The sequence below is a fragment of the Xenorhabdus koppenhoeferi genome (assembly GCF_900116635.1).
In the GTDB taxonomy this organism is placed as follows: Bacteria; Pseudomonadota; Gammaproteobacteria; order Enterobacterales; family Enterobacteriaceae; genus Xenorhabdus; species Xenorhabdus koppenhoeferi.
The window spans coordinates 1-25627 of the sequence record NZ_FPBJ01000032.1; the positions used below are offsets into that span (position 1 = coordinate 1).

General features: G+C 52.8%; 18 protein-coding genes. 1 reads left to right on the top strand and 17 read right to left on the bottom strand.

Annotated elements, in window-relative coordinates; genetic code table 11:
* Positions 1–218 precede the first annotated feature (218 nt).
* A complete protein-coding gene (locus BM329_RS10735) occupies positions 219–539 on the top strand; it encodes a SymE family type I addiction module toxin (RefSeq protein ID WP_092552862.1) in 321 nt (106 codons plus the stop codon).
* A gap of 76 nt (positions 540–615) precedes the next feature.
* On the opposite strand, the gene BM329_RS10740 is transcribed toward BM329_RS10735, so the two are convergent.
* The 17 genes from BM329_RS10740 to tssE form a co-directional block, all read right to left on the bottom strand.
* Positions 616–915: a hypothetical protein gene (locus tag BM329_RS10740; protein WP_092552865.1), complete on the bottom strand. Its 300-nt coding sequence runs from the start codon at positions 913–915 to the stop codon at positions 616–618.
* 7 nt (positions 916–922) lie between these two features.
* Positions 923–5245: an RHS repeat-associated core domain-containing protein gene (locus BM329_RS10745; protein WP_245759061.1), complete on the bottom strand. Its 4323-nt coding sequence runs from the start codon at positions 5243–5245 to the stop codon at positions 923–925.
* Between the two features lie 12 nt (positions 5246–5257).
* A complete protein-coding gene (locus BM329_RS10750; RefSeq protein ID WP_092552868.1) occupies positions 5258–5677 on the bottom strand; it encodes a DUF1795 domain-containing protein in 420 nt (139 codons plus the stop codon).
* A 98-nt stretch (positions 5678–5775) separates the two neighbouring features.
* A complete protein-coding gene (tssI, locus tag BM329_RS10755) occupies positions 5776–7710 on the bottom strand; it encodes a type VI secretion system tip protein TssI/VgrG (protein ID WP_092552871.1) in 1935 nt (644 codons plus the stop codon).
* Between the two features lie 15 nt (positions 7711–7725).
* Positions 7726–9123, bottom strand: coding sequence for a VasL domain-containing protein (locus BM329_RS10760; RefSeq protein ID WP_092552874.1), 1398 nt, complete (start codon positions 9121–9123; stop codon positions 7726–7728).
* A gap of 87 nt (positions 9124–9210) precedes the next feature.
* Positions 9211–12819: a type VI secretion system membrane subunit TssM gene (gene tssM, locus BM329_RS10765; protein WP_092552877.1), complete on the bottom strand. Its 3609-nt coding sequence runs from the start codon at positions 12817–12819 to the stop codon at positions 9211–9213.
* Positions 12816–14270: a type VI secretion system protein TssA gene (gene tssA / locus BM329_RS10770; protein ID WP_092552881.1), complete on the bottom strand. Its 1455-nt coding sequence runs from the start codon at positions 14268–14270 to the stop codon at positions 12816–12818. Before tssA ends, tssM begins: the two co-directional genes overlap by 4 nt.
* A 5-nt stretch (positions 14271–14275) precedes the next feature.
* Positions 14276–14947 (bottom strand): type VI secretion system-associated protein VasI, encoded by a 672-nt coding sequence (vasI, locus tag BM329_RS10775; RefSeq protein ID WP_092552884.1) that lies wholly within the window; start codon positions 14945–14947, stop codon positions 14276–14278.
* A complete protein-coding gene (locus BM329_RS10780) occupies positions 14944–15585 on the bottom strand; it encodes a Fis family transcriptional regulator (protein WP_422643831.1) in 642 nt (213 codons plus the stop codon). Before BM329_RS10780 ends, vasI begins: the two co-directional genes overlap by 4 nt.
* A 155-nt stretch (positions 15586–15740) precedes the next feature.
* Positions 15741–18362, bottom strand: a complete 2622-nt coding sequence (tssH, locus tag BM329_RS10785) for a type VI secretion system ATPase TssH (protein WP_092552890.1) — start codon at positions 18360–18362, stop codon at positions 15741–15743.
* A 9-nt stretch (positions 18363–18371) separates the two neighbouring features.
* Positions 18372–19139 carry a type IVB secretion system protein IcmH/DotU gene (gene icmH, locus BM329_RS10790; RefSeq protein WP_092552893.1) on the bottom strand — a complete coding sequence of 256 codons (768 nt, stop codon included), beginning with the start codon at positions 19137–19139 and terminating at the stop codon, positions 18372–18374.
* Positions 19140–19141: 2 nt separating this feature from the next.
* Entirely contained in the window at positions 19142–20494 is a 1353-nt protein-coding gene (tssK, locus tag BM329_RS10795; protein ID WP_092552896.1) for a type VI secretion system baseplate subunit TssK, read from the bottom strand.
* 2 nt (positions 20495–20496) lie between these two features.
* Positions 20497–21051 carry a type VI secretion system lipoprotein TssJ gene (tssJ, locus tag BM329_RS10800; RefSeq protein ID WP_092552899.1) on the bottom strand — a complete coding sequence of 185 codons (555 nt, stop codon included), beginning with the start codon at positions 21049–21051 and terminating at the stop codon, positions 20497–20499.
* Positions 21035–22330, bottom strand: coding sequence for a type VI secretion system-associated FHA domain protein TagH (tagH, locus tag BM329_RS10805; protein WP_092552902.1), 1296 nt, complete (start codon positions 22328–22330; stop codon positions 21035–21037). The genes tssJ and tagH overlap by 17 nt, the downstream gene beginning before the upstream one ends.
* 5 nt (positions 22331–22335) lie before the next feature.
* Positions 22336–23388 carry a type VI secretion system baseplate subunit TssG gene (gene tssG, locus BM329_RS10810; RefSeq protein ID WP_092552905.1) on the bottom strand — a complete coding sequence of 351 codons (1053 nt, stop codon included), beginning with the start codon at positions 23386–23388 and terminating at the stop codon, positions 22336–22338.
* Positions 23352–25184, bottom strand: coding sequence for a type VI secretion system baseplate subunit TssF (tssF, locus tag BM329_RS10815; RefSeq protein ID WP_092552908.1), 1833 nt, complete (start codon positions 25182–25184; stop codon positions 23352–23354). The genes tssG and tssF overlap by 37 nt, the downstream gene beginning before the upstream one ends.
* Complete coding sequence (gene tssE, locus BM329_RS10820; protein ID WP_092552911.1) at positions 25185–25625, bottom strand: type VI secretion system baseplate subunit TssE; 441 nt, start codon at positions 25623–25625, stop codon at positions 25185–25187.
* Positions 25626–25627 lie beyond the last annotated feature (2 nt).

Genomic DNA, 25627 nt, shown 5'->3' on the forward strand with positions numbered 1-25627 from the left:
AATTTAACACGATTGCACACGGCCAATAATGATTTAACACCCGTGGAATATGAAATGGCCTTCGTAAACGTGTCCGATTTTTCTTGAGCAGAACAGTTTCTGAGATGTTAGATACCGTGATTGAGAGCAGTAAGGAATAGGCGAAGAGATAACGCGGTGATGGCAGGGGGCAACCTGCCAACGCCGCTCACCATAAGCAACTACTGAGGAGTTGAATGATGGCTAAGGCGCATTCTAAGCAAAACCGCGCGGTAAATAAAGCCGCTAAAACAGAACGTTATTACACCGTGGGATACGTGCCGCAAAACGACAGGGCCACAGCCCCGCCCGCAATACACCTTAAGGGGCAATGGCTTAAGGCCGCAGGCTTTGAGACTGGCGGCTCGGTCACGGTGAAGATCATGGCGGGCTGTCTGGTATTGATCCCCGACAGTGACGAGACGCACAGCCTCAGGCAGCAATACCAGCAACAGCGGGCGCAAATCAGTGACATTAAGCTGCGGATGCGGGAGTTGATTGGGGACGACAAAAGCCGCTAAGGGCAGAGATTGAGCGGCTCTTGACAGAACAAAGCCGGAAGATCTCGGGGATCTTTCCGGCTGATTTCAAGGATTATTAATCGCCGCTTATTCTAATAAAACTGATTTCTTTTCCGTTTACTTTTTCAATGATCTTATGCAGTTCATCTTTTCCTTCAATAATTCTATCTTTCATTTCAGACAATTCATGAATAAAAGAACTTGCATCCTTTTTCTTTAATAAACAATCAGTTTTATAGTAATCCTTAATCTTTCTTAAATTCTTCGCACTACTCCATCTCGTTGAAGAGGAGAATATATTTGAATGTAGAGATTCGCTCATAACAACATGAATAATTTCATTATCTTCTGTTGTAAAATGTATATCCAGTCCCATAATATCCTCAAAAAATCACATCTGTAGGCTTAAGATCTTTAAACACACTTTGTGGAAATGCTGTGACTAGATCACCATTCGATTCAGTCACAACCCTTACTTTATTTAATATTTCACCTTCCGGGGTTATACCTACATTTTTCTTCAAAGTTTTTTCATATATAAAACGATCACCATCGCGAATAATTCTATCTGACTTACGGAATACATCCCTTATGGTTGATTTAACATCAGCATTATTGAGAGTCCATTTACTCTTATGTGACCAGCCTAGGACATTACCAACATGCCTATCCTTAACATGCTGAACACCATCTTTAGTTAGGTTTATTTTTTTAGGCGGGGTTGGGCATGGTGCTAACCCGAACGGGTCTATCCAAGACGTCGGATTGGACACATAAGCATAGGGATTCTCACCCCCCAATAAGCCAATGGGGTCAGGCGTCAGATACTGCCCGGCCACCGGCGAATAATACCGGAACCGATTGTAGACCAGCCCGCTCTCCTGATCCAGCCATTGTCCGGCAAATTTTAAGCCCGGGTTCAGTGCCGCATTTTCCCCCAACACGCCCAGACGCAGCCCGTACAGGCTCTGCGGCGGCTGCCGCCAGACCCGGTGTCCGGCGGTATCAAACAGCGCCAGCGGCTCACCCGTCGGTGCGCACACCGCATACTGCGTCTGTACCTCGCCGGCAATCAGCTCACTGCGGTTTTCCGGGTTGGGGGTGAAGAACTGGATTTGTTGCGCCAGCAGCTGCCAGCCATCAAACACCAGATGGCGGATACTGTACAAACGATGATGGCGGTATTCGCGGATTTCCGCCGGCACATCGCCGTCCCACAGGTAAGTGGTGCGGCTGCCCGCCTGCTTGCACACTTTTTCGGTGCGCCGCCCGAAGGCATCATAGCGATAGTCCCACTGCTGGCCACCCGGGGTCCGCATCCCAATCAACTGGTTCTGGCTGTTCCAGCGGAATCTGGTCAGTTGTGGGCGATGACCGTCCTGCCACAGCTGCATGGCGGTCATCCGGCCTGCCTCGTCGTATTCAAACAGATGCTGACCCGCCTGCCGCAGCCGGTGTCCCTTCTGGTAGAGCCGCTCGTTGTCAATTTCGTGCCGGCCGTCGAAACGGCGGGCGGGGTAACCACAGGCATCATACTGATAATGCTCCCGCAACCGGTCGCCGTCACTGACCGACGTAACCTGACCGTTGCCGTTGACGACATAGCGTAGCCATTGCCGTTCATCATTGGCGGCCACCAGATTCAGTGCTGCATCGTAACGATATTCCCGGTCCAGTCCCGCGAGTGTCGGCTGAGGAATATCCGCCACTTCATGCGCCGCAAAAAACTCGGTATTGCGGCCGGCACGTTGCGCCGTCAGTTGCCCCATCAGGGTATGTTCCTGACGCAGGATAAAGCCTTTGTCTGACTGGCGATGCCATTCGTGCCCGTCCTCATCCCGCTCAAGGGTGAGCTGATGCTCACCACTGATATTGAGCAGGCTAATTTCGCCCACCTTATTGACCTGTGTGCCCGCTTTCCAGCTCCGGCCATCGGGCGTGTAAAGGGTGCGTTCTGCCGTGGCATTGTCGGGATACTCACGTTGGATTTCACCATAGGGCTGCACTTCTTTCACCATACGGCCTTTGTCATCGTATTCAAAGGTCAGCGGTTCAGCGTCCGGCGCGGTCACTTCAAGTAAGCGCCCCAGAATATCGTAAGCGTAAATGGTGGTGCCTTCCGGCATGTGCATGGCGGTCATCTGCCCGGCGGCATCATAGTCATAGCGGGTGACGTTATTCAGTGCATCCCGCTTTTCAATGCAGTTGCCATTGCCGTCATAGGCATAATGCCATTGGGTGCCGGCGTAGTCGGTCTCGGTTACCACCCGACCGTCGGCATCCAGCTGATAACGGTAGCTTTCCCCCTGCGGGTTAATGACTTCCAGCAGTTGCAGGCTGTCAGGGTCGTAGCGGTACTGCCAGCGGTGGCCTTCACCGTCAATCCGACCAACCGGCAGGTCAAACGGCCCGTATTCGATATGCCATTTCACCCCGCGGGCATCGGTCCATCGGGTGAGGTTGCCGTGGCGGTCATGGCGGAAGCGCTCCAGACTGTTGTTAGGACGGTCACTTAAGGCGAGGCGGTGATGACGGTCATATTCCCACAACCATAAAGCCCCACCGCCCGATGACAGCCGTTGCAACCGGTCTTGGCTGTCGTAACCCAGCCGCAGGCTGCGGTTTTCTTCATCAAACAGTTTCGTCAGCCGCTGGTGGCGATCATATTCCCACGTCCGTTTGTTTCCCTCATTGTCTTCGGCGGCGATAACCAGCCCAAATGCATTGCGGGTCAGGGTGGTTTTGCTGCCGTCAGGGGCAATAAAACATTCGGCATGGCCCTTATCATCGTATTGCTGCCACCAGACCCGCTTTAGCGGGTCGGTCATGCTGGCCAGCCGGTCATCCTCATCGTAGTGATACTGCCATATGGCACCGCCGGCATCGGTAAACGCCGTGACCAGCCCGGTATCCGCCAGATAATCCAGTTGCAGAACCTGCCCTTCAGGCAAAATCTGCCGCTGCAGGTTACCCCACTCATCGTACTCATAGCGGGTGACATGACCGCACGGGGTTTCCACCTGAGTGACCTGTTGCTCCACGTTATAATGCCAGGTGGTGGTATGGCCCTGTGGCGTGGCGGAGCGGGTGATACCGGGTTCATAGGCCAGCCGGACGGGGTAATAGCCCCCGCTGCCGACGCTTTCAATGCAGCGCCCCTGTGCATCATATACATAATCTACGGCAGTCTGGTCACCGTCCGACCAGCGGCTAATCAATCCCTGTGCATTGTATTCATAGAACAGGTGGAATTGCTGGGCACTGTCCGCTTCTGCCAGCCAGCCATTGTCGTGATAGTCATAGCGCACCATAACTTCATTGAGACCCCTGTCGCTGCGGCGGATGTCAGTCAGCAACCCGTCTTCGCGGTACAGCAACACTAGCTCGGGGCCGTCGCTGTGGGTGACCCGGTTTAGCTGATACTGTTCGTCATAATGAAACTCAATGGTATTGTCGTTGCGGTCACGCAGGGCAGACAGCTGCCAGCGCTGTGTGCCGGCGGTTGCTGAGATGCCCGGATGAGTAAAATATTTTCTGACCGGCTGATTGCGTTCGGTCAATACGAAGCCCTGTTTTTGCCGGCTCAGCGTAAATTCCGGGTGCTCCGGGTTGATGCTGTGGTCAACGCTTTGGGGCAGGGCAAAGTGCAGGGAGGCGCCTTCCAGCGTCAGGACTTCTATCCGGTCGCCGGTGACGATAACGGCTTCGGAGAAGTTGTCCAGCCAGTTTTCACCCAGTAAGCCCCGTAATCCCGGTGACCAGCTGCGGGTGAAGGTCAGCGGTATCGTCTGCCCCAGTTCAAGCTCGGTGCGCTGGTCAGACAGGCTGCCGGTGGTCACGTCTATCGGGTCGCCTGAGAAGAATTTTTTGGTGGCCTGGGTGTAACGCTTGACCCCTTTGTTGGCTTTAAACGCTGTTTTGGCACACACCAGCGTTTTGCCCTTCAGGACATTGCCGGCTTTTTTGGCCCCCAGTTTCGTCCCGGCCAGCACCGCCTGCCGGCCGGTTTTGGTCAGCAGTTTGCCGACACCTTTTATCAGCCCGCGTGTCGGGGGTACCAGAAATTCCACCGCCACCAGTAACGCCCGCTGCCAGCCGGAGAACTCTTCTTCAATGTCCAGGTAAGTCCCCTGACCGGAGCCGATAAAGACCTTGCTGGCACCCCCTTTGATGGCGGCACCACACTCCAGTTTGTCGCCGACCCGCGCCGCCGGCTGGCCGTTGATAAACACCGACTCACTGCCTTGCGCTATTGATGGCGGCGACGGGTGTTTGCTGCACTTGGCTATGTCTACCGTCGCCCGCGCGGCCGGTTTCCCTTCAATCATGACGTTACCGGAGCCACTGTCCAGCATCCCGTCCGGCGAGCCGAAGCTGTCGACAAAGTTCGTGACGGCCGAGCTGGCCGCTGCAATGGCATCGCTGGCCAGATAGGTTAACCCGCTGCCGGCGGCCGCCACAATCAGGGTGGCCCCCAGTCCGCCGGTGCCCGCAACCAGCAACCCCACCGCCCCAAAAATGGCCGCCCCAATCAGGGCACCGGCCACTGCCCCCGTCAGGGCACCCAAGAAGCTCTTATGCTGGATGGGGTCGCCTTTGCGTGCGGCTGCCGGCCCTCTGGCACCGCCCGCAGGCGGCAAGGGCGGCCGGGCATGGGTGGCCCCGACCCGGGCAATCCGGGTAATAATTTCATCACCTAATCCCATATCGGCTTCTCCTTATGCCGCCTGAAAACTGGTCACCACCGCCAGTAAGGCCTCCCGCTGCCCGGTATTAAAGGGCTGTGGGGAAGTCAGGTTAAACGCCAGCAGCTGACTGTCCCGGATTTGCAGCACCACCGTCTGGTGCATTTCCCCTTCCGGGCTTTGCCACTGGTAATCCAGCCGCCATGCCATATCGCCACTGAGTTCGGTTTGCAGCCGCTGGTGCTCCTGATACCCCGGCAGGTGGGTCACAAACTGCGTCAGTGTCTGTTCATAATAAGTATTGCTGTCGGTACCTGCCGGCACCGTGGTGCGGTTAATCACCAGATTGACACCGCTGTCATCCGGCAGCACAAACACGTGCATCGATTCGTCACGCCAGCCGGCGGGAATGTTCAGGGTGCCTTCATTCATCTGGTAGGGTTGTGTGCTCATGGGTTTTCCTTTTCACTCTTTTTGTATCATCAATTTTCAGCCCGCCGCAGAAAAATTCTGCTGCACGGATTTCAGTCCTGTTGCCGGACTGCCCGGACTCAGTTCAGGGTGATGACTTCTTTCCCGTTAATAATGACGGTGTTACCGGTAATATAGATATTGCCGTCAGTATCAATCGAGAGGCTCCCTTTAGTGTTGCCGATGGTGATGCCGCTTTCAGTGGACTGAATGGTGATTTGTCCTTTGACACTGAGTACGCTGGTTTTTTCCACGGTGACCTGCCGTGTCCCGATACAGCTTACTTCCATGCCGACCACCTCTTTATGACGGTCAGCGCGTACACTGATGGCCTGATTGTGCCCGACACTCTCGGTATGGTCGTGCATTACGCGGGTGCTGCGGTCATTGAGCACGATGGTGTCCATGTCCTTCTGTGCGTGCAGTGACAACTTTTCACTGCCTTTGGCATCCTCAAACAGCAGCTCATTATAGCCTTCGCCCTTGTGCGTTTTAGAGCGGAACGCCATCTGGGTTTTGCTGCCCGGCAGCCCGCCCGGCGGGATGTTGCTCGCATGGTAGGTTCTGCCGGTGACGATGGGTTGATCCGGGTCGCCATGCAGAAAATCCACCACCACTTCCTGACCGATGCGCGGGATAGCGAGCATGCCCCAGCCCTGTCCCGCCCACGGCTGGGTCACCCGGATCCAGCAGGAACTCTGGTCATCAGATTTGCCGTAGCGATCCCACGGGAACTGGAGGCGGATGCGTCCGTACTGGTCACAGAAGATTTCTTCCCCGGCAGGTCCCACCACTTTGGCAATCTGCGGGCCGTCAATACCGGGTTTCGGCAGCGGCGTCGGCCGCCAGTGCTGGTTATGGCGGATGAAGCTGAACTGGCTGTGCAACGTGGTGCCGCTGTCGCCGGTGGCCGTCTCCAGGGCACCCGGCTGGTTGCCGGAATGGCTCGCGCTCACCACCTGCCACGGCTGATTCAGATCCGCCCGCGGGTGGTTGGTCAGAATGAACAGTTTCCCCGGCTGGATGGCAATCGCGTGACCGTGCCCCTGTCCGGTGATCGCATCGTTACGCAACGCTTCCAGCCGGTAGCGGGTGAAGGCTTTGCCGTGGGCTTCGTCTTTGAACCGGCCCGGATAATCGTAATGCTCGTAATACTGCGCCTGTAGCTGTTCGTCCTTCATCTGCTCACGAAATTCCGCCGGCCATGCCGGATTTTTGAAGGTGTAGTCCTTCAGCTCAACCTGCGCCGGGCGCACCTGCGCGCTGCTGGTAAAACTGGTCACCGACGGCTCGCCCGTGGTACTGATGTCACCCGGCTGATAAGGCAGCATAATGCCCGGCGGCACTGAACCGGCGTCGTCGGCGAACACCAGTGTGTTGCGTCCGTTACCGCATTCGAAGAAATAGAAGATGCCTTCTTCCGCTGTCAGTCGTTGCAGGAAGTCAAAGTCGCTTTCCTGATACTGGACACAGAATTCCCGCTCTGGGTGCGGCTGGCGCAGGCTGAAGACCACGTCACGAATACCGTGCTCTTTGAGCAGGGTGGTGAGGATGGTCACGATATCCCGCTGCTGGAAGATGCGCGAGTTCTGCCGCAGGGAAGTGCGCCATAAATCCGGGCAAATCGTCATCTGGTAAGTGGTCTGGTGCAGTCCGGTGTTGCCCTGTTCAAAGCGGGCGACACAGCCACTGATGCTGCGCTGCTCTTTGCCGTCCTGCGTGATGGTGAGCGTCGCACTGCGATCGAGGACAGACGGGAAGTCAATGGCCGGATCAGCGCTCGTCAGCCCCACGTTGAGGGTAAAGAGCTGGGAGAACCCTTCGTTCAGCGTGAAATCGGTGACAACGAACGTCTGCGGTGGCAGGCCGCCTGCTGTCAGGGTAAATCGCAGGCCACTCGGGTCACCACCCCCCACGCTTTTTACTTCGTTCCTCAACAGGCCAACGGCCTGCTGTCCCTGCTGGACAAGTGCCAGCCCTTTTTTAAGTTCCGCAATGTTCTTTTTCATTGACATGGTCTGTCCCCCTGATTAATGCCCGCCGTCCGGTGTGACGGCATGTTCATGATGTTGGATCTGACGATCGGCCGGGTTGTCTGCCTGATCTTTGATGGTCTGACTCAGCCGATCATAGCGGCCCAGCAGCGCGTTAAAACGGTCATCAATGCCTTTCAGCAGCACCGGCGGGGCGCTGTCTCCTTTTGCCGCATAGACGCTCAATTGACGCAGCATTTCTTCCAGCGGCACTTCGCTGCCGTGGCTGCGTTGGATGTCATGGATGGCGGTTTTCAGGTAGGAAAGCGTGAAGCTGCCACGGGTGCGCTCCTGCAACAGGATTTTGTCCGACAATTGCTGAAGCTGGTCACGGGTGGCGTACCAGCTGCCTTTCAGAGGGGCGCTGTCGATACGAGCGGTCATTGCTTGTTCCCACTGACGGGTCGTTTGTCGTTGCACCGACGATCCCGGCCACAATTGTTCAGCGGTGCCCGTCAGGGCGCGGGCGGCCTCCCAGGTGGCCAGCGGCCCGGTTTCTGCCAGCCGCCCAAGCTGGATCGAATAACTGTCCAACTCAGGCTGGTACAGCCAGGCCAACCGTGCGCCCGTCGGTTGGCTGGTGATGGTGCTGAGTTGTTGTTGCAGGGGTTTGTAGAACAGCAACCCACTGCCGACTAAAACCAGCACCCCCAGCAAAGCCCCGAGGCTAAAGCCCTGCCAGGCACTCATCCCCTGCGGCGGCGGTTCCGGAAACTGCACCCGCACCCGCGGTTGAGTCTCAGGCGCAGGCCGGGGTTCATGACGCGGGGTCGGGGAAGGTGGGGGAATTTCCGGCTCGGCCTCAGACGCGGACAGGTAGACCAGCGGCGGCATCTGCATCGGCGGCACGGCGGGTTTGGCGGTCTGACGCGGTTTTTCCAGTTTTTTGGCCGCATTCTGGAAGAACCACAGCAGGTTTTCCACCCGCGGCAAACGTTTCAGGTCGGATTGCTGCAACCGATCAACGATCAGCTGGAGTGCCCGTTCCGCCCGGTAAATCATCCGCAGGTCACTGGCAGTAAAATCCTGCTGGCGCAAGGCGCTGCCGGTACGGGTGTGGAACCACTCCAGCAGGTCAGTGCGGACCTGCGGCTGAGAAGGCCACAGGGAGTCCCATTCGCTGACGATAACGCCCGCCAGCAGTTCGCAGCCTTCGGTAAAACCTGCCAGCCCGTTTAGTTGCAGCCGCGCCAGGGTGTAATAAATCGCAGTCTGTAAATCAACCCCGTTGGTTTTGAACAGGGTCAGGGACAGGGATTCCACCAGCAGCCAGTTCACTTCCGGTTGCGTCGGGTGACTGGTTTTATTGATTTCATCGCGGATAACGGCAAATTCCGGCAAGTTCAGCGGACTGCCGCCCGCCCGGATGATAAGGTTTTCAGAATGCCCGCTCATATTCTCGCTTTTCTCCTTAAAAAAACCCCTGCCCAGAGGAGAGGCAGGGGGAGGTTTTGCTTTCAGGACTGACCTTCGATTGCTCCTTTAATAGAGAGTGTCCGGTAATTTGAACTGGCTGAACAGCCCGCCCGCAAAGGGGTTGTCTGATTCGTCCACGTAGACGCGGTAGGTCATGTCACCACCTTCCACATTGAAGCGCACGTCGAAGAAACCCGGCTGGACGTTGGTCAGTTTGCCGCTGTTGATCAGCCGTAACTGTGCCCACGGCCCCGTGAAGCTGATGGAGCGCGGCGCCTGATTGTTTCTGTCTGGCATCAGGGTCAGCTTACTCTCAGTGCCTGCCCGCATGGAGTTCGGCCAGATAAGGTGTGCCACGTTGCTACGGCCGTGGGAATAATCTACCAGCTGCCCGTCAAGGTTCAGCAGGGCACGGCGTTTATTGCCGGTTAAGCTGATCGGTTCGATGGCAAACTGGGTGCCAAGGCCGTTTTGGGGGGTAAAGAAGGTGGCGCGAATGCGGTTCGCCATTTCCAGCTGTTTCATCACATCCGGCCGGATCAGTGCCTTGCCGTCCGTCCCTGTGGTCAGGTTGTATTCCACAAACGGTTTCAGGCTCTGCTGGTAGAAAGTATCCAGTGTGCCGTCCGGCCGGAAGAAACGTTCAAACTCGCTCAGCGGCACTTCTTCGGTCGCGTTGGGGTTGAACGGATAACGTCCCGCCAGATAGGTCTTGTACTGTTTCACCACGGAGTCATTCCATTCCACTTCCAGTGAACGGATCGCCTCCATCATCACCACCCGCCAGGCCTGCTCGGCCAGTTCGCCGACCCAGCGGTTCAGCGGCTCCGGCAGGGTTTTCGCCATCTGCTGGATTTCAAAAATCGCGTCACTGTTGTTTTTGTCCAGACGCATCTGCACCGCTTGCAGGGCAGCTTTACCCGGAACCGGCGAGTTCTGGATCGCCAGCAGGTAGCGGTGCAATGCGGTCAGTTTCTGGTAGACGCTTTGCAACGTGCTGCCTTTGTCTCCGCGTTCCACCAGTACTTCCATTTCCTGAGAGAAGTCGTGGCTGATGCGGTTTAACAGCTTATAATCTGCCCGATCGGATAAACTCAGTTTTTCTTTGTCACTCAATGAATCGCCGAGTAATGGTGGGTGCGTGTTATCACTCAGGATTTGCAGCGCCCGTTTGATGGGTTGCTCACCACTGATCACCTGTTCAATAGCACTGATGGCGTGGGGCAAATCATCAAAATTCCGTACTTCGAGGTTATTTATCGCCGCCCGCCAGGTCGCGATGTACTCGGATAAATACAGGTCATGGATATCGTTCAGTATCCTCTTCTGATCTTCGTCACTATATTGGTCGTTGTTCTGTGATGACCTTATTTCGTTGGATTTTTCCTGAGTGCTCTTCGCAATATTCAGCACCCAGCTGTCCATTTCAGTCAGTTTCGTCAGTTCATCTTTCTGCCGGACGAAGTAATCCATCAGGCCGTGGCGGGTCAATAATTGTGGGATCACCAACCGTTTTTCATTGCTGGCCACAAACATATCGTCAAAGATCGGGCCAATCTGATCACGCAGATTAAGCGGTGCTGACAAGACATCCTGTGCCCTGATACGCAGGTTCTGGTAAACCCGTTGCTTGACAGAGAGCGTTTTCAGCTCATCCTGAGCCTGCCGGATCGGTTTGACAAACGGGGCAAAGTTGGCAATGGCCTCCTTATCACCTTTATCACGCAACGCTTTCCAGTCAGTTCGAGCAAGCGCGTAATCCAAATGAGTCAGGAGGGCATCCTGTATATCACGCTGGCCGTGGAATGCCTTACTCCAGCGCTCACGCATATACTGGGCTACCAATCCGCTGTTACGTTTACTTTTATCTTCCATCATGCGCATAACACGCAGGATCTCGAGTTTTTCCTCACTACTCGCGGGTGCCTGATTCAGATCATCCAGCAGACCCAGCATCAGAGCGGGCAGGAAACGCTGCTCCAGCAACTTCCGATAGGTGGTTGCCACATACGGCCCGACACTGCCCCCCTGATACAACGCCATATCCGTCAAGAAGGAGGCATTCTCATGATAATTACCATAAGCGAGTGTCGCGTCACGGATAGGGTTCAGCTGTGACAACTGGAGATCACCATAACGGTCATCCCCTTTCGGCGGCGGCACGGACAGGAAATTTTTCGCCTGCGCAAGCACTTCTTCGCCCGCCCGGTAATTTTTCTGGTAGAAGTAATGCCAACCCCCCCACATCGCCATGATGACCAGGGCACTGAGGATGGAGAAGGTATATAACTGGCGGCGGTTGCGACTCAGCCAGATGCGGTTTTCAGCCGCCAGATTCGGCTCTGCCAGCAGGATGTCTTCAAACAGGGAGTGGGTAAAATATGGCAGGGTATCACCCGCCGGCCAGGTCGGGAACGCCTGAGAACCCAGATGGTACTGCGCCGAAGCGGATTGGGTGAACAGGTCATCCATCTGCCCGACCTGATGTGCGGAAGTCAGGTAAACTCCGCGCAGGGTCGGGCGGTGATGTTCGTCGTTATACAGAATATCTTCCAGCATCTGGACAACATAGCTGTACAACCCCTGAACCTGACGGGTGAAACTGAACAGGGCGCTGCGCTGGTTGGCATCCACGTTGTTCAGCATCATGTCCGGCATGGCGTTGTTCAGGTTGTTCATCCACTGTTGCCAGAACTGCTCCAGCTCACTGCGCCACGCTTTTTCATCCCGGTTGTTGAGGCTGAATGTGACTCCCAGAATCTGGTCACGCAATTTGCGATCCAGCGACTGGTACATGGCTTCAAAACCGTGCAACAGGTCGATTTTGGTCATCACCAGATAAAGTGGCAACTGGCTGTGGAAGGTCAGGCGAATGTCTTGCAGACGCTGGTGGAGTTCCCGCACATAGCGTTCGCGTTGCTCGCGGTTGTCCGTCATCATGCGCAGGATATCCACGGTCAGAATAATGCCGTTGAGTGGCTGGCGCTGGCGGTTTTCAGCCAGCCAATTCAGCAGGGACTCCCACAGGCGGCTGTTGATTTGCGGTTTGTCGCTGTTGAGCGGGACCGGTTGATCAATCAACTGGCCTTTCGGGTCAATAATGACCGCTTTTTCTCCTAACCAGCAACGCAGCATCAGGGGAACATCACCGTCCTGACGCAAATATTCCGGTGCCGCGATTTCGGACAGCTTATAACCTTCCTTAATCAGTGAGGTCTTACCGCTTTTTTGGCTGCCGATCACCATGTACCACGGACGCTCGTACAGGTACTTGTACGAATCCAGATGGCGCTGTAACTGGGATTTCCAGTGATCGAGATAGCGATCCTGATGTTCAATATCCACTCTCACCGGATCAACGACTTTCAGTTCGACATCCAGATTGAGTTTTTCCAGTGTCCGTAAGCGGCGCCATGCTTTCATGCCGATCCAGAGCAACACCACCATGATGATGATGGCGGTTGCCAGCCAACGGGCCGCAAGGCTTTCCAGCGGATAATCGTTGAGGATTTTCCATTCCGGTCCCCACCACCAAACGGCAATCAGGAGCAGGCAGGGAATCAGCGCCAGAACCACCGCCATCGTAGCCTTGAGGCGAGGCAGGGACTTAAATTTCCCCAGCGCCGGCAAGGCCGATTTCAAGGGTGCCAAAGAGGACAAAGAGGGCCATTTCATGGGTTAACGCTCCTGTTTGCAGCTGGTTCCGAAGAAGGAGAAGGCAGTTTTTCAGCCATTTTTTCTGCCAATATTGTCAGCAGGCTGGGTTCCCATTGAGTGAGTAGCATGTGTTGTCCCGTGTGTAACAAGTTCCGGTAATGCTGTTGGGCCAACGACGTCATACCTGCTTCTTCAAGCAATTGAGCATTGAGTAATTGACCGTAAAATTGATCGCGTGGCTCAGTAAGCTGTTGCTGGTGTTCTTCCAACATTTTCAGGGCCGCTTCCAATCCCTGTTGCGCGAAGCACTGCCAGATAGCTTCCTGATCAGCAGAAACTGCGCCTTTACCCATTGCGACAGGTTCAGGTGCCAGCCAATCGAGGGTATCTGGAGAAATAAACGGACTCATGTCGGAAAAACTTAAGGTTTTCAGCACCGGCAATCGCTCCAGAAAAGCGTTCAGTTCGTCACGAATGGCCAGTGCGACGTTCATATAACCCAATTGCAACGCAGCCTGCGACGCAATCGCATGCCCATCCAGCCAGTAAGGGGCCAGTGTCAGACTCTGCTCGATTTGCTGGAGCAATTTATTATCCGCCGTCGGTAATCTCGCCAGATAATCGGCGGTACGATCAGCAGAGGCCGGTGCCAACGGCGTTTTGCCCGTTGCATTCGCCATCGGTGCTGTGGTGATGGTATGCCAGGCTGCATGGCGTCTGAGGGAATAACCGACAGGCGAGTCAGGATGTCGTTCACACAGCAAATCAGCCACGGTCAGCAGGGTTTGCTTCCACGCTTTTTCGCTTGAGCTGTTAACGCCCACTTCCGGCATTGGTGCCGCTTCATAGGATTGCGGCGCTAATACCGAAGATTCTGTTGTTGATGCCGACACAGCCACAGGTGCCGATTTTGGTGCCTCTGTCACTGTCTCTGGCTGACGGCTGTAACGCGTGCGCAGTTGATCGACTTCTTTGGCCAGATCCGGTTCATTCACGTGCCAGCATTGAGCGAGATGTGCCAACGCACCTTGCGCAGCATCCCGTTCACTTTTGCTTGCCTGTTCGGTAAAACTGCCCTGAGCTGAGTCAAAACGTTTGAGTACCTGCTGTGCCAGTCGGCGCTTCATCAGCGGCTTGGCCGGCCAGGCTTTCTCCCAGTAGTTTTTGACGTGATCAGTCAACAGCTCTATGGCAAGAATCAACTCAGCAGAATTGCCTGAATGTTGCAGGGTACGCAGCAGATGAACCATCAGCCGGAAATCCTTGCTGCTTTCACTCAGCAACTGCAACGCTTGTCGCCGGATCTCTTCAACATCCAGTGAACCATGCGACAGCGAACCAAACTTGATCATTTCGCTGTCAATGTATTCCCATGCGGGGTCGCCGTCTCCCAGCGCCTTGCCAATTTGTTCGTCGGACAAGGGCACCAGCAGGGAGCCGAACCAGTCAAATTGTGTTCTGATGTCCATGTCGGTTACCAACGGCAGGCAGCACGTAAGGGTTTCGCTGCCTGCTCCAACTGAGAAATGTTAAAGGTTATCTGGTTGCCATTACTGCCCGTGATACTCACCCGATCGCTGCCCATCAGGCGCTTGATTTCTTCAATCCCCGGCAAGCCACGGCTGGATTCCCATAAGTAACCGTGTTCCCGTACGAACCACTCAGTGCGATACTGAGCTTTGTCCGTTGTTATCGTCACCGTGCCTGATTCCACTTCTTTGGGCAGCGCCACCTGCAAGCGGGTGATATTGTCAATGCAGCTCAGCATTAATACGGGACGAGGCGGCGGAACCCCAATCGCGGGCGTCGTCAGGATAATGGGGGTCGCGTCGTTTTCTCCCTGTGTCACCATGAAGCTGGTGGAGTAATCAGTACGCTTCATCTCCTGCTCCATCGCCTTCCGCCACGAAGGCCCCATTTTTTCAATTGGAATGTGTACCGTTTTAAACTTAAGGTTATTCAACGCACGGTCGTAGCACGCCAGCCGGATAAGAGGAGACGGCTCAAAGCGGCATTTTTGCAGTTCATTTAAATTTTGTTCTTCCTTTACTACCACGACCGCTTCCGTGAGTCCTGCTCCTTCAGAAAGCGTTGGGTTCCCTGCCAATGACGCAAGTAATGAACTGATAATTAAAATAATATTCATAATCTACACCCGTATTTAGCCAGTTTGTAAACCAACGTCCGCTGGGGAATACCCAGACTTTGCGCAATCAATCTGGTGTCGTTGCCAAATTGACGCTGACGTTGAACCAACACGGCGCTTTCAAATTCTTCTATGGCCTTTGGCAGATTATCGATATGACTGTAATCCACGGAGATACTGCTGACCGCCGCTGGATTTTTCGATTCACTCAGCGATGCAAGCAGTTCATCCAGTTGTTTTTCTTTTTGGCGTTGAACCTGAAATACCTGACGGATTTGGCGTAACTGTCCGCGCAGTTGTTCGAGTTCCTGCAATTTTTTCAGGCGATGCTGCATGACATGGCAATAAATGCCGAACATGTTTTCATTGTCGGTAAAATGGTGGACATTTTCGGCAAAAATGGCGATGACACCGCAAGCCCGCCCATTGCAGTCAAACAGAGGAATGCCGTATAACCCACAGTTATGCGGCAGTTCTGCAATAAACGTGCGGAAATGAAGATCGTCAATGCGGACTCCGTGATTAAGGGAAGCCCAAACCGTCGGGGTTCCCTTGCGCAACACTTGTATCAACGGGTGATTGACGTCACCAATATCCACCTGCAACTGACGTGAGCTGGCTTGCTGAGGTTCCGGCAAGTTGTGGCATTCCAGCCTGTTCTCATTGATGTTAAGCAGGAAAACCAACAGGGCATCAAAACGCGAGCTATGACTGACCTGCACGAAATGGCCAACCAGTTGTCCTATAGTGTCATCTTCCAATAACGCTAACGCGCTTTTCAGCCGCTGTTTCATTATTCTGCCTCCTCAATCTCTGCCCGGAACTCGTGTTCTGCTACGGTTAAGCGAATGGCCTTAATCGGTGTTCCCGCCGCCATTTTTTGCAACAGCAGCAATGAAACCGGTGGCAGCAGTGCGCCATCAATGATGGATTCCAGCATGCGGGCACCATTTTCTGCGCGGGTAGCTCGTTGCAGGATCTCTTCTGAGACATCATCGCTGATAGTGACCTCTGCATTGAAGCGTTGAATCAGCAACGTATCCAGTCTGGCCAGTTTGCCCTGAATGATGGTTTTCAGTGTTTCATGGCCCAACGGCAGATAAGGGATCACTTCCATACGCGCCAACAGGGCCGGTTTGAAGAAGGCTGCCAACTCCGGGTAAAGCAGATCGTTGAGCTGCTCGGGTTGCTCCGCATTGTCCACGATGGTTTGATAACTCAAGTTAGAGGTCAGGAAAAACACGACGTTTTTACAGTCGATGGTACGCCCCTCTCCATCCGCCAGTTCCCCTTTATCGAAAGCCTGATAGAACAGGTTCAGTACATCCGGGTGGGCTTTTTCGACTTCGTCCAGCAAGACGACGGAATAGGGTTTCTGACGGATAGCTTCAGTCAATACTCCACCTTCGCCGTAGCCCACATAACCCGGGGGTGAACCAATCAGGCGGGATACCGTGTGTTTTTCCTGAAACTCAGACATGTTGATGGTGGTGAGATATTGGCGACCACCGAACATCAGCTCTGCAATTTGCAGGACAGTTTCGGTTTTACCGACACCGCTGGGTCCCACCAACAGGAATGCCCCGAGAGGACGACCCGGACGACGCAAGTCCGCACGGGCAGTCAGCAGGTGTTTATGCAGGCACTGGATCGCAAGTTCCTGTCCCTTGATGCTTTGCCCCAAATGAACAGGCAGTTCAGTGACGATAGACAGTTCGCTTTGTGACAGGCGGTTCAACGGAACACCTGTCCACTCAGCAATTACCGCAGCAATCTGGGTTTTATCCACATGCGGGGAAACCAGCGTTTGTTTCTGCTGTAGTTCTGCCAACTGAATGTTCAGTTCTGCGAGTTTTTCAATCACGGATTCTTCATTATCAGCATCATCAGACAGCAACTGGCTGCGCAGTTCGATGATCTGAGTGACCAATTCCTGTTGCTGTTTCCAGCTTGCTTCCAGTTCAGCCAGCTGTTCCTGAATCTCTGCCTGCTGGTTTTGCAGTTCTTCCAGTCGCTCCGCATGGGTGTTCAGCCCCATACGTTGCTCTCTCCCCAACACATCGATTTCCATTTGTATCTGGTGCAATTCGGTCGTCAGCGAGGAAATCTGGCGTGGCGGTGAAGTCAGGTTAATGGCAACACGGGCACAAGCGGTATCCAGTACGTCAATCGCTTTATCCGGCAGTTGACGGCCTGAAATATAACGGTCACTCAGTACCGCAGAGGCTTTCAGGGCTTCATCATCGATCAGTACGCCATGTGCCTGCTCATAGATGGCGCGCAGACCACGCATAATGACTGTTGCTTCATCTGCCGTTGGCTCAGAAACTTTTACCAATTGGAAACGACGGGACAGTGCAGCGTCTTTTTCGAAATACTTTTTGTACTCGCTCCAGGTGGTTGCCGCAATGGTTTTCAGTTCGCCGCGTGCCAGGGCCGGTTTCAGCAAGTTGGAGATATCCAGCCCGCCCGCTTGGTTACCTGCACCAATCAGCGTATGGGCTTCATCGATAAACAAGATGATGGGTTTTGACGACTGGCTGACTTCCGCCATGATGCCTTTGAAACGTTTTTCAAATTCACCTTTCACCGCCGCGCCTGCCTGCAATGCGCCCAGATCCAGAGTCATCAGTTCACTGTTGCGCAATTTATCCGGTACGCGATCGTTAATGATGCGCAGTGCCAGACCTTCAATCAGGGCACTTTTACCGACACCCGCCTCACCCACAACGATAGGGTTGTTTTTGCGGCGACGGCAAAGGATGTCGATCATCAGATCGATTTCTTTATCGCGGCACAAAACCGGATCGAGTTTTCCTTTGCGAGCCTGCTCAGTCATGTTCTGAGTAAAGCGCGCCAGCAAACTGTCGCTGTTTGCCGGATGTCCATTTACCGAATCCCCCCCCTGCCCATCTTTATCACCGCCAGCTGTAAAAGGCTGCTCGGCAGAGCCATTGGTCCATTCCGCAAAGTTCTGGCGCAGTAATTCGCGGTTGATACCCGCCAGCAAACGCCCTGTTTGTGGTGCCAGATAACGCAGCGGGCTGAACAGCAACGCAATCAGCATCACACCGCTGCGCAATTCAGAGTGCTGCATCTCTGTGGAAGCCAGTAGCCAGCTATCCTGCAACCACTCCACCAGCATCGGGGAGAAGTTCGGGTAACTCTGCACAAGCGCTTGATGATGGGTTATCACCTGATCGAGCTGCTCTTTCAGCAGATCTTTATCAATGTCTGCTTTATTCAGGATCAGTCGCACGTCACTGAGCGGTGTGTCGATCATTTGAAACAGCAGTTGTGCAACAGTGATTTCAGGCTGCTGCTGACTGACGCAAGATGCCGCCGCGGCTTCCAGCACATGGCGGGTCATCGGGTTTAAACGATTTACAAGAGTGGGCAGATCAATCTGAATCATGGCGACTTCCTATCTCAATAATTTACTTAGCTGCTGTAATATGTCTTGTGTCTGATCACCGAGGCGAATGGCATAAAAGCTGTAAATGGCGATCAACAACCCTATACTGATACCGAGCAGGTGTTTGATAGTCCAGCGTCTGCTCAGACGATAACGCGCGTCACTCTCGTTGATATTGACATACAACGTAGTTGGCGGCGTGTCTCCGCGCAGTGAGTGAAGTTGTTGCTGCAAGCGGCGGAACAAACGCTCAAAATCATCATTTTTCTGGGTGCTGACTTTGTAACGCCCGCGGTATCCCAGACAAAGGCAGAGATAAATGAACTCCAGCAGGTGCTGGTAGCGCTGAGCCTCTCCCATTAAACGTTCGAGTAATACAAAGACCTTCTCACCTCCCCAGGTTTCATTGTGGAAGTGCACTAACAGTGATTGCTTTAACCAGCCATTCTGATTGTTCCAGCCGTGCCCCAACGCAGTTTCATCAATGAAGGTGCACAGTACGTAACGAAATGAAATAATCGCGCCGGGTTCATAGCCCTTGGTTTGCAGAAACTGTTCAATGGCCCGGATATCAGTAACAACCTGCTGGTAAAGCTTGTCCGGCAGTGCCTGATCATTCATGTCCTGCAAACGTAAAACCATCCCCAGCAAAGGGGTGGCTGCATCGATCATTGGGTTGAGGCTTTCACCACGCAACGGTAGCTGATACTGGCGCTGAAACGTTTTCAACGTTTCAGGCTTTTCCAGTGACAGACTGTCAACATTGATATCACTCATGATTATTCCTTACCGCTCCTGATAGCCCAGAGCTGCATATCTAAATCAGGGAACTCTCCTGATACGTGGAATGCGATGGAATTTCCCTGCTGGATCTCCTTCCATGCCGGACTTTTCTGATCCAGACGGAAGTAGGTATATCCTGAGTGATACGGCAACTGGCGGGGTGCTGCGGACAATGCAATCAGTGGCACGCCCGGTAACTGTACGCTGACCAGATCGCGGATTTTTTCCATCGAAGTGACTTTGGTTTGCTGGACGAACTGGCGACGCAATTGTTCCTGCGGTGTGCTGGCGCTGATTGCCAGTACAAATTCGGCTTTGCGCAGCAAATCGTTATCGTGGAGCGTCGCCACACGAATGCCGCCTTCGTTCTGTTTCAGCGCAATGGATGTTGCACGTGGTGTCAGAACGACGTTCAGTGCGTCACGAATTGCGTGCATCGCATCCTGAAAGGTATCCGTCAGGTTATTGTGATCATAGGCCAAAACATTACCCGGCAAGCGGCTGGCATCGGTGAATGTTCTCAGCTCACCACACGTCTGGAGCAGTTCGGTATATAAATACAGTGGGTGCAAAACAGTCTGTTTTGCATAGTGGTTGTACAGCGGCTGAACGCGGTTCAGCAGTTGCAGCATCATAAACTCAGCCACATCCGCAACACCCTGCTGACCCGGTGAACCGATACGTTTTGCCAATGTTCTTGAACGCTCTGTCAGCAGGCCATCGATTTCCACCATAAAGCGCTTGAGTTTATCCGCCACGAAGATAGACAAACATGTCGGAATAAATTCGTTATCCAAAACGATGGTGCCATCTTTTTGCTTTTCTTTGATGCGACACAGTGGGATCACCGTGTAAGCACTCATATCCTCGGAGCCTTGCATCAGGACCGGTGTCAATTGGGCAAGGTTAAGCGCGAAGGAGTCACCGCCCTTGGTATGCAAGTCACGGACATCGGTAGGCAGTTCCCGATAACGCACAGTGCTCTGCATTTCCGCATCCCGATCAGCAACTTCCCGAATGGTGTCGCTGGACATTGGCAATGCCAGATAGATATCTTTGCTTTTCAGATCGTTGATATTTTCGATATCCAGTGGTTTTGGCAATAAATCTTGGCCCGGCGCAGAAAATAGAGTGCCATCCGGCATAATGCCGCTGGCTTCAGTAATGCCGATACGGCCCAGTTTAAGTAAATCATCATTGATGCTTAAAGAACTGAAACCATGCGCATAAGGTGTCAATACTGAAACCAGACTATGTGCCAGATAATCAATGTGCTTTTGTTGCTGCTGAAAATGTTGTGGTTTGATGAATAATCCTTCGTGCCAAATCACCCGATTTTTACCCGGCATGATTACTCCTCCTCTTTTCTAAGTTCTACGTCGTTATTTCTGACATGCACCAAGATGTGGTAATGGCGGCCGATGTCTTTTACTCGGATTAGCTTTTTCCATTCAGATTGATTTGCATCTGCATAGTGAACGATGACACCGATGTAACAGTTTTTCTTTTCCAGTGTGATGGCTTCCAGAGGCTTGTATTGCCCCGGCAACAAGGTGTAATCCTGATGATCGATGTAGTTTTTTCCCAGCGCCTTTTCGAGTTTGTCGCTTTCCAGCTGGTCGTAATCGGCAGCCAAAAAACGCGAATCTTCACTGAGGTAAACCAGATTCATTTCAACAGGTGCCGCTTCACCACTTTCATTGGGGTTAATGTCGGGTTCAGCCAGCAATGTAATGTTGGCAACAGAGGGCTGATCATCAGGCTTTCCTACTGGAGTGGAAGGATCCCAGATAACCTGCCCTGCTTTCTTGGTTGCGTTCCATGCACTGCTACAGCCGTTCAGCAACATTACTGACAGCAATAAAATCCCTACAGCCCATATACGGCGACTAGCGGAATGTATCATTGCTGGATTCCTCCAGGCCCTGACGCAGTGCGCGGTCATAAGCCTGCTCATACACCTCGCGGAATAGCTTTTCGAACCCTTGCTGGCGGCTGGACGCTAGTTCACGGTAATAGTTGGTGTACATTTCCCAGGCCCAGGATGCATCTTTATTCTTGACTTCGTTGCTACGACGGTAATGTGAGAAACGACGAAGCAGTTGTTCCGGAGAAAATGCGTCCAGCATGGTGTCCAATGCAGCAGAAATCGCAGTCCGGTTGGCCTGATAATGCAGTTGCAGGTTTTGCAGACTTTCCGCTACCGCAGCAGGAGCAGACAGGTGAACCGGACTTTTCTGATCGGAGAACATCACCTGCATGGTGGTGTCATAATCCATATTCAGGCGCAGCGGGTTATCTTCAATCGGACGCAGTTGTTTATCACGCAATCCATGCTGTTCGCGCTGGAGAGCCAGCAACCCTTCAATCACCGCTTTCATGGTTTTACCCATCTCTTGTAGAAAATCATTCGCCTGCTGGCTGTCGTGCAAAGGCAATCGGGCCTCCAGCCCACGCATGAGCGGAGTAATTGCAACATGATCAACTTCCATATCTTCGTACTGCCTATCGGAAGCGATATCCGGTAAATCAAGGAACTCCTGATCCATAACACTACCTCGGTTATCAGAAATAGGGTTGGCAAATGGGGATGATTGATAATGATCCGGTGGCAAAAGCTGCTCGGTATTATCAGCTTCAACCTGTGGTTTCAGGGTGGTCAGACTCTCACTGTCGAGCACTCTGAGTGGATCATCACTAAAACGGTGCATAACCGTCGGAGCTACGCTTCCATCATGGGCAAATGCGGATTTTTGCGCCGGAGCACCTTCCATCATGGCATCCAGCGGATTGCTGTAACTGGAGACCAACGACTCAGGCGATACGGTTGAAGGGTCGACACGATCTGTCTCAAAAAAACTGATGTGGATCTTAACGGATAAGTTTCCTGCTTTGAGCTGATCGCCCTGCTGCAAACGAATCAGACTTGACTGAGGTGTCAATATTGCATTATTAATTTTCACTGGCTCAGCAAGCACTTGCAGGCAGAATGCCCCATCCTGCCATTTGATGGCGAATTGTGATGGGTGGATATTGCCCTGCTGATCTTGCACAGACCAAAGATGGCTTTCACTGCTACCGACCGTACCGCCCTGTGTCGAAAACTGGCAACTGGCGGCTTTACCACTTTCCAGCTGTTCACTATTAAGAACCCGCAATGAAAGGATTGGTTGATGTTTTTCCATAGTCGTTATTCCATAACTGAAATTGTGACAAAGGGTTTCTTTTCCGGTTCGCCGAGAAAACTGGTCCACCCCAGATGGTTATTCTCCTTCGCCCCCAATACCATGCCGCTAACCTGATTTTCAGCCAGTCCAAGACGTAGTTCCCAAGCAAACTGGCTGCGCATGACGAAAGAAATGAACATCACCAGGGGGAAATAGTTCTTTCCGTCGGGCAGGAATGACAGAAACCGATCACGGGTCAGGTTATTGATGCTTAGCCGGAATTTTCCACTGTAATCCCCGACCCATGAGCCGATGGTGAAGTTGTGTCCTAACACGGACAGCTCGGTGTCGCCAATTTTCTGTCCTTTATTGGTTCCTCCCAGACGGTTCTGTTGATCCATTGGGATCGTGACCTTCCTGAATTGCCAACCGTGCAAGGTAACGTCATGCAAATCAAAACCGTGGGAAACGAGGCTGCATATCACTTCCGGTGAACGACCGGGGCTAGCCAGCAATCCGGCATACGCCAGCATTTTGCTGTGGTTGATGTTCAGCATCCGACGGTTGACATCACTGCCCAGACCGACGAGCGAGAACATACGCTGGGAGAAGTTATCTTCCCCACCTTGCCTGAAACAGATGTAATAGCGGTATTTCCGCCAGATTTGGTGCAGGAGAGTAATTAAACGATGGTTAAAAAGGTTGAGAAAATCCGTCAGGCGGTTTTCTCCCTGAGCGTCTTCCCATGCCAGTGAATCCAGATAGTAGCCTGGCATCGGAGACTGGCTTCCGTGCAACCCAATAAAAGAAACTTCCAGTTCGAAGTATCCCTTTCTGGACTGCGCGAGTGAGATGACATCACGGGTCGGGAACGCCAGACTGGCACTGGAACGGAAACGGATAGACTCCAGATCGGCACGATCTGTTTCTCCGGTTTTTTCCCACGCTACCGCAAGCTGGTTAAGCAACTCAACCAACTGGTAAAAGTTATACTGTGAGATGTCCAATACCAGCGGTGTGGCAGACTCCTGCTCAGTGATTACATCAACGAGTGTTGACCTATCTGTACCGGCCATTCATAACATTCCTGATTATCTAAATTGATTACCTTCAACATATGAAAAGCGTTGACGCTGGCATACAGTGAGAAAAACCGTGACAGAACCGTACTGAATAGATAAAGCTCGCCTTCTGAGCTGAATGCCTGCTGCCGGATATACAACGTTGAGCGCAATCCGCGCACAGGCTGCCCACGGAAAAGACGATCTGTCGGTTCTGTTTCAATATTTTCAATGGCATCGAGCCGTTTTTGCGATGAGCGCTTGGACTGCCGATTGTGAATACTTGGGAAATCGTAAGTACGCAGTACCTGTTTCAACGCGTCCCTGTTCAGCAATGACATATAGTTCAGCGACATATTCGACAGCAGTGACCAGTGCAACCCGCCATCCAGCAGAGGATAGAGGGGGACTGACGGCCGGGTGATATTGCGGAATGTCGCAAATGACGGGCTGCCGATGGAGGGATAATTGATGTCGCCAACATGCAGCTCTAACGGCAGTTCACGGTTGGTACAGGTCAAGCTGACAGAGACATTTTCTTTCAGCTTGAGTCTGAGCAGATTGGATTCATCTCCCCGTACAAATGAGATGAAATGTTCCAGCCCTCTGCGGAAAGGAGATTCTTTCACCCGAAGACGGTAAAAACGCATTGAGTTTTCGTCTTCGTTATCAATCTGGTGATTGAAACTCTCAAAAGGCGTATAAATACGTCCGCCAATACGGGCACGACTGCGTTCGCCATTCTCACCTGTCAACCAACTTTCCACCCCATCCACGGAGAAAATGTCGTAATTATCCGGGAAACTGTAACTGGCCTTCAGGGGATATTCAGTCTGGCTGCCATTGAGTTCAATCGCTTCACTGTCCATCGGGAACAGGTTGATCGCCGGTGTACAGTGCAAGCGAAAAGTATCATGGCGGATCTTGGCTTCCGGTGGCAGTGCCTGAGAAAAATGTAAATTCAGTTCAAAATCTTTGGTTTTGAGATCTTCAGACAGTTCCGGGAAACCTTTCACATCAAAAAACAGGAAGCTTTCCGCAAAGCAGAAGTATTCCTGCAAGATGCGGTATCCCATATAGGCGTTTTTTGGGTAAGGCAACAGCGCGTCTTCCCGCTCAAATCCCACTGGTACAAAATCAAAATCCGGCAGAGGGATCACTTTATCGCCCACTACCAATTCCGCTTTTCTGAAGTAATAGCAGAGCCAGAAATAGAGTTGAGACGTAGTATAGTCATCACCACTCAGATAAAAACGCAGTTTATCCAGTTCCAATTCGTGCAGATTCAACTCAGTTTTCGAAACAAAATTCAGGCCAATGATCCCATTTTCATTACTGTTATTGACGGAAATGTCACGGAGGGAAAGCGGAAACAGCCAAACATCACGGCAGAGCGTGAAAGTACAGCGGCCATGATCGTCTTTTTTACCACCGGATTTTTCGTTCGAATAAATATCATCTTGAGTTGACAACGTATGACTCATAATCTGCGTGCCACGCTTGACCTGTGTCGCTTTCGTCACAACGCTTTCATCAGGGGTATACTCGATGATGGTCATGCTCGGGGTCGGACGCAGATAGTTCGGCCAAAGCATATTGAGCAGGCCGTGGGTCAATTCAGGGAACTGATCATCAATCTTTGCCCGCAGGTTGCCAGTCAGAAATGCAAAACCTTCAAGCAAACGCTCAACGTCGGGATCAGAACCTTGTTCTGACAGAAATGCGGCAAGATGAGGACGCTCAACTGCGGCTTCTTTTCCCAGTTGTCGCAGATAGTTCAATTCATCTCTGAAATATTTTTCAAATGACATTTATTGAGTTCGCTCCAGGCAATAGCGCCGGTTGTTATCCAGCTGGATGCTAAATTCCACAAGGTCGTTGATATCATCCAGAGATATTTCAGCACTGATATGAAAGCTCAACAGCAACGGATCTGAATCATCATTGATGGCGCTGACAGAAACCACTGATATTCTCGGTTCATAATTTCTGATGCACTCTTCAATCGCCCATTCGATACTTTGCTTGAAATCCACCGATGTTGCAGTCGCATCATTGAGGTCAATGACACCTAAGTCAACAGCGCTTTGGCAGGCACCAGGACGGGAATTAAGCACTTCATTCAAATGCTTCTTGATAGAATCAAGCAGTGCACGCATCCTTGACTGACGGGAAGAGCCGGAGCTCTTCCCTTGAATGCGCTCAAACAGACTGGCAGAGCTGCCTCTGTTCCAACTGTACAGCGCAGCCATGA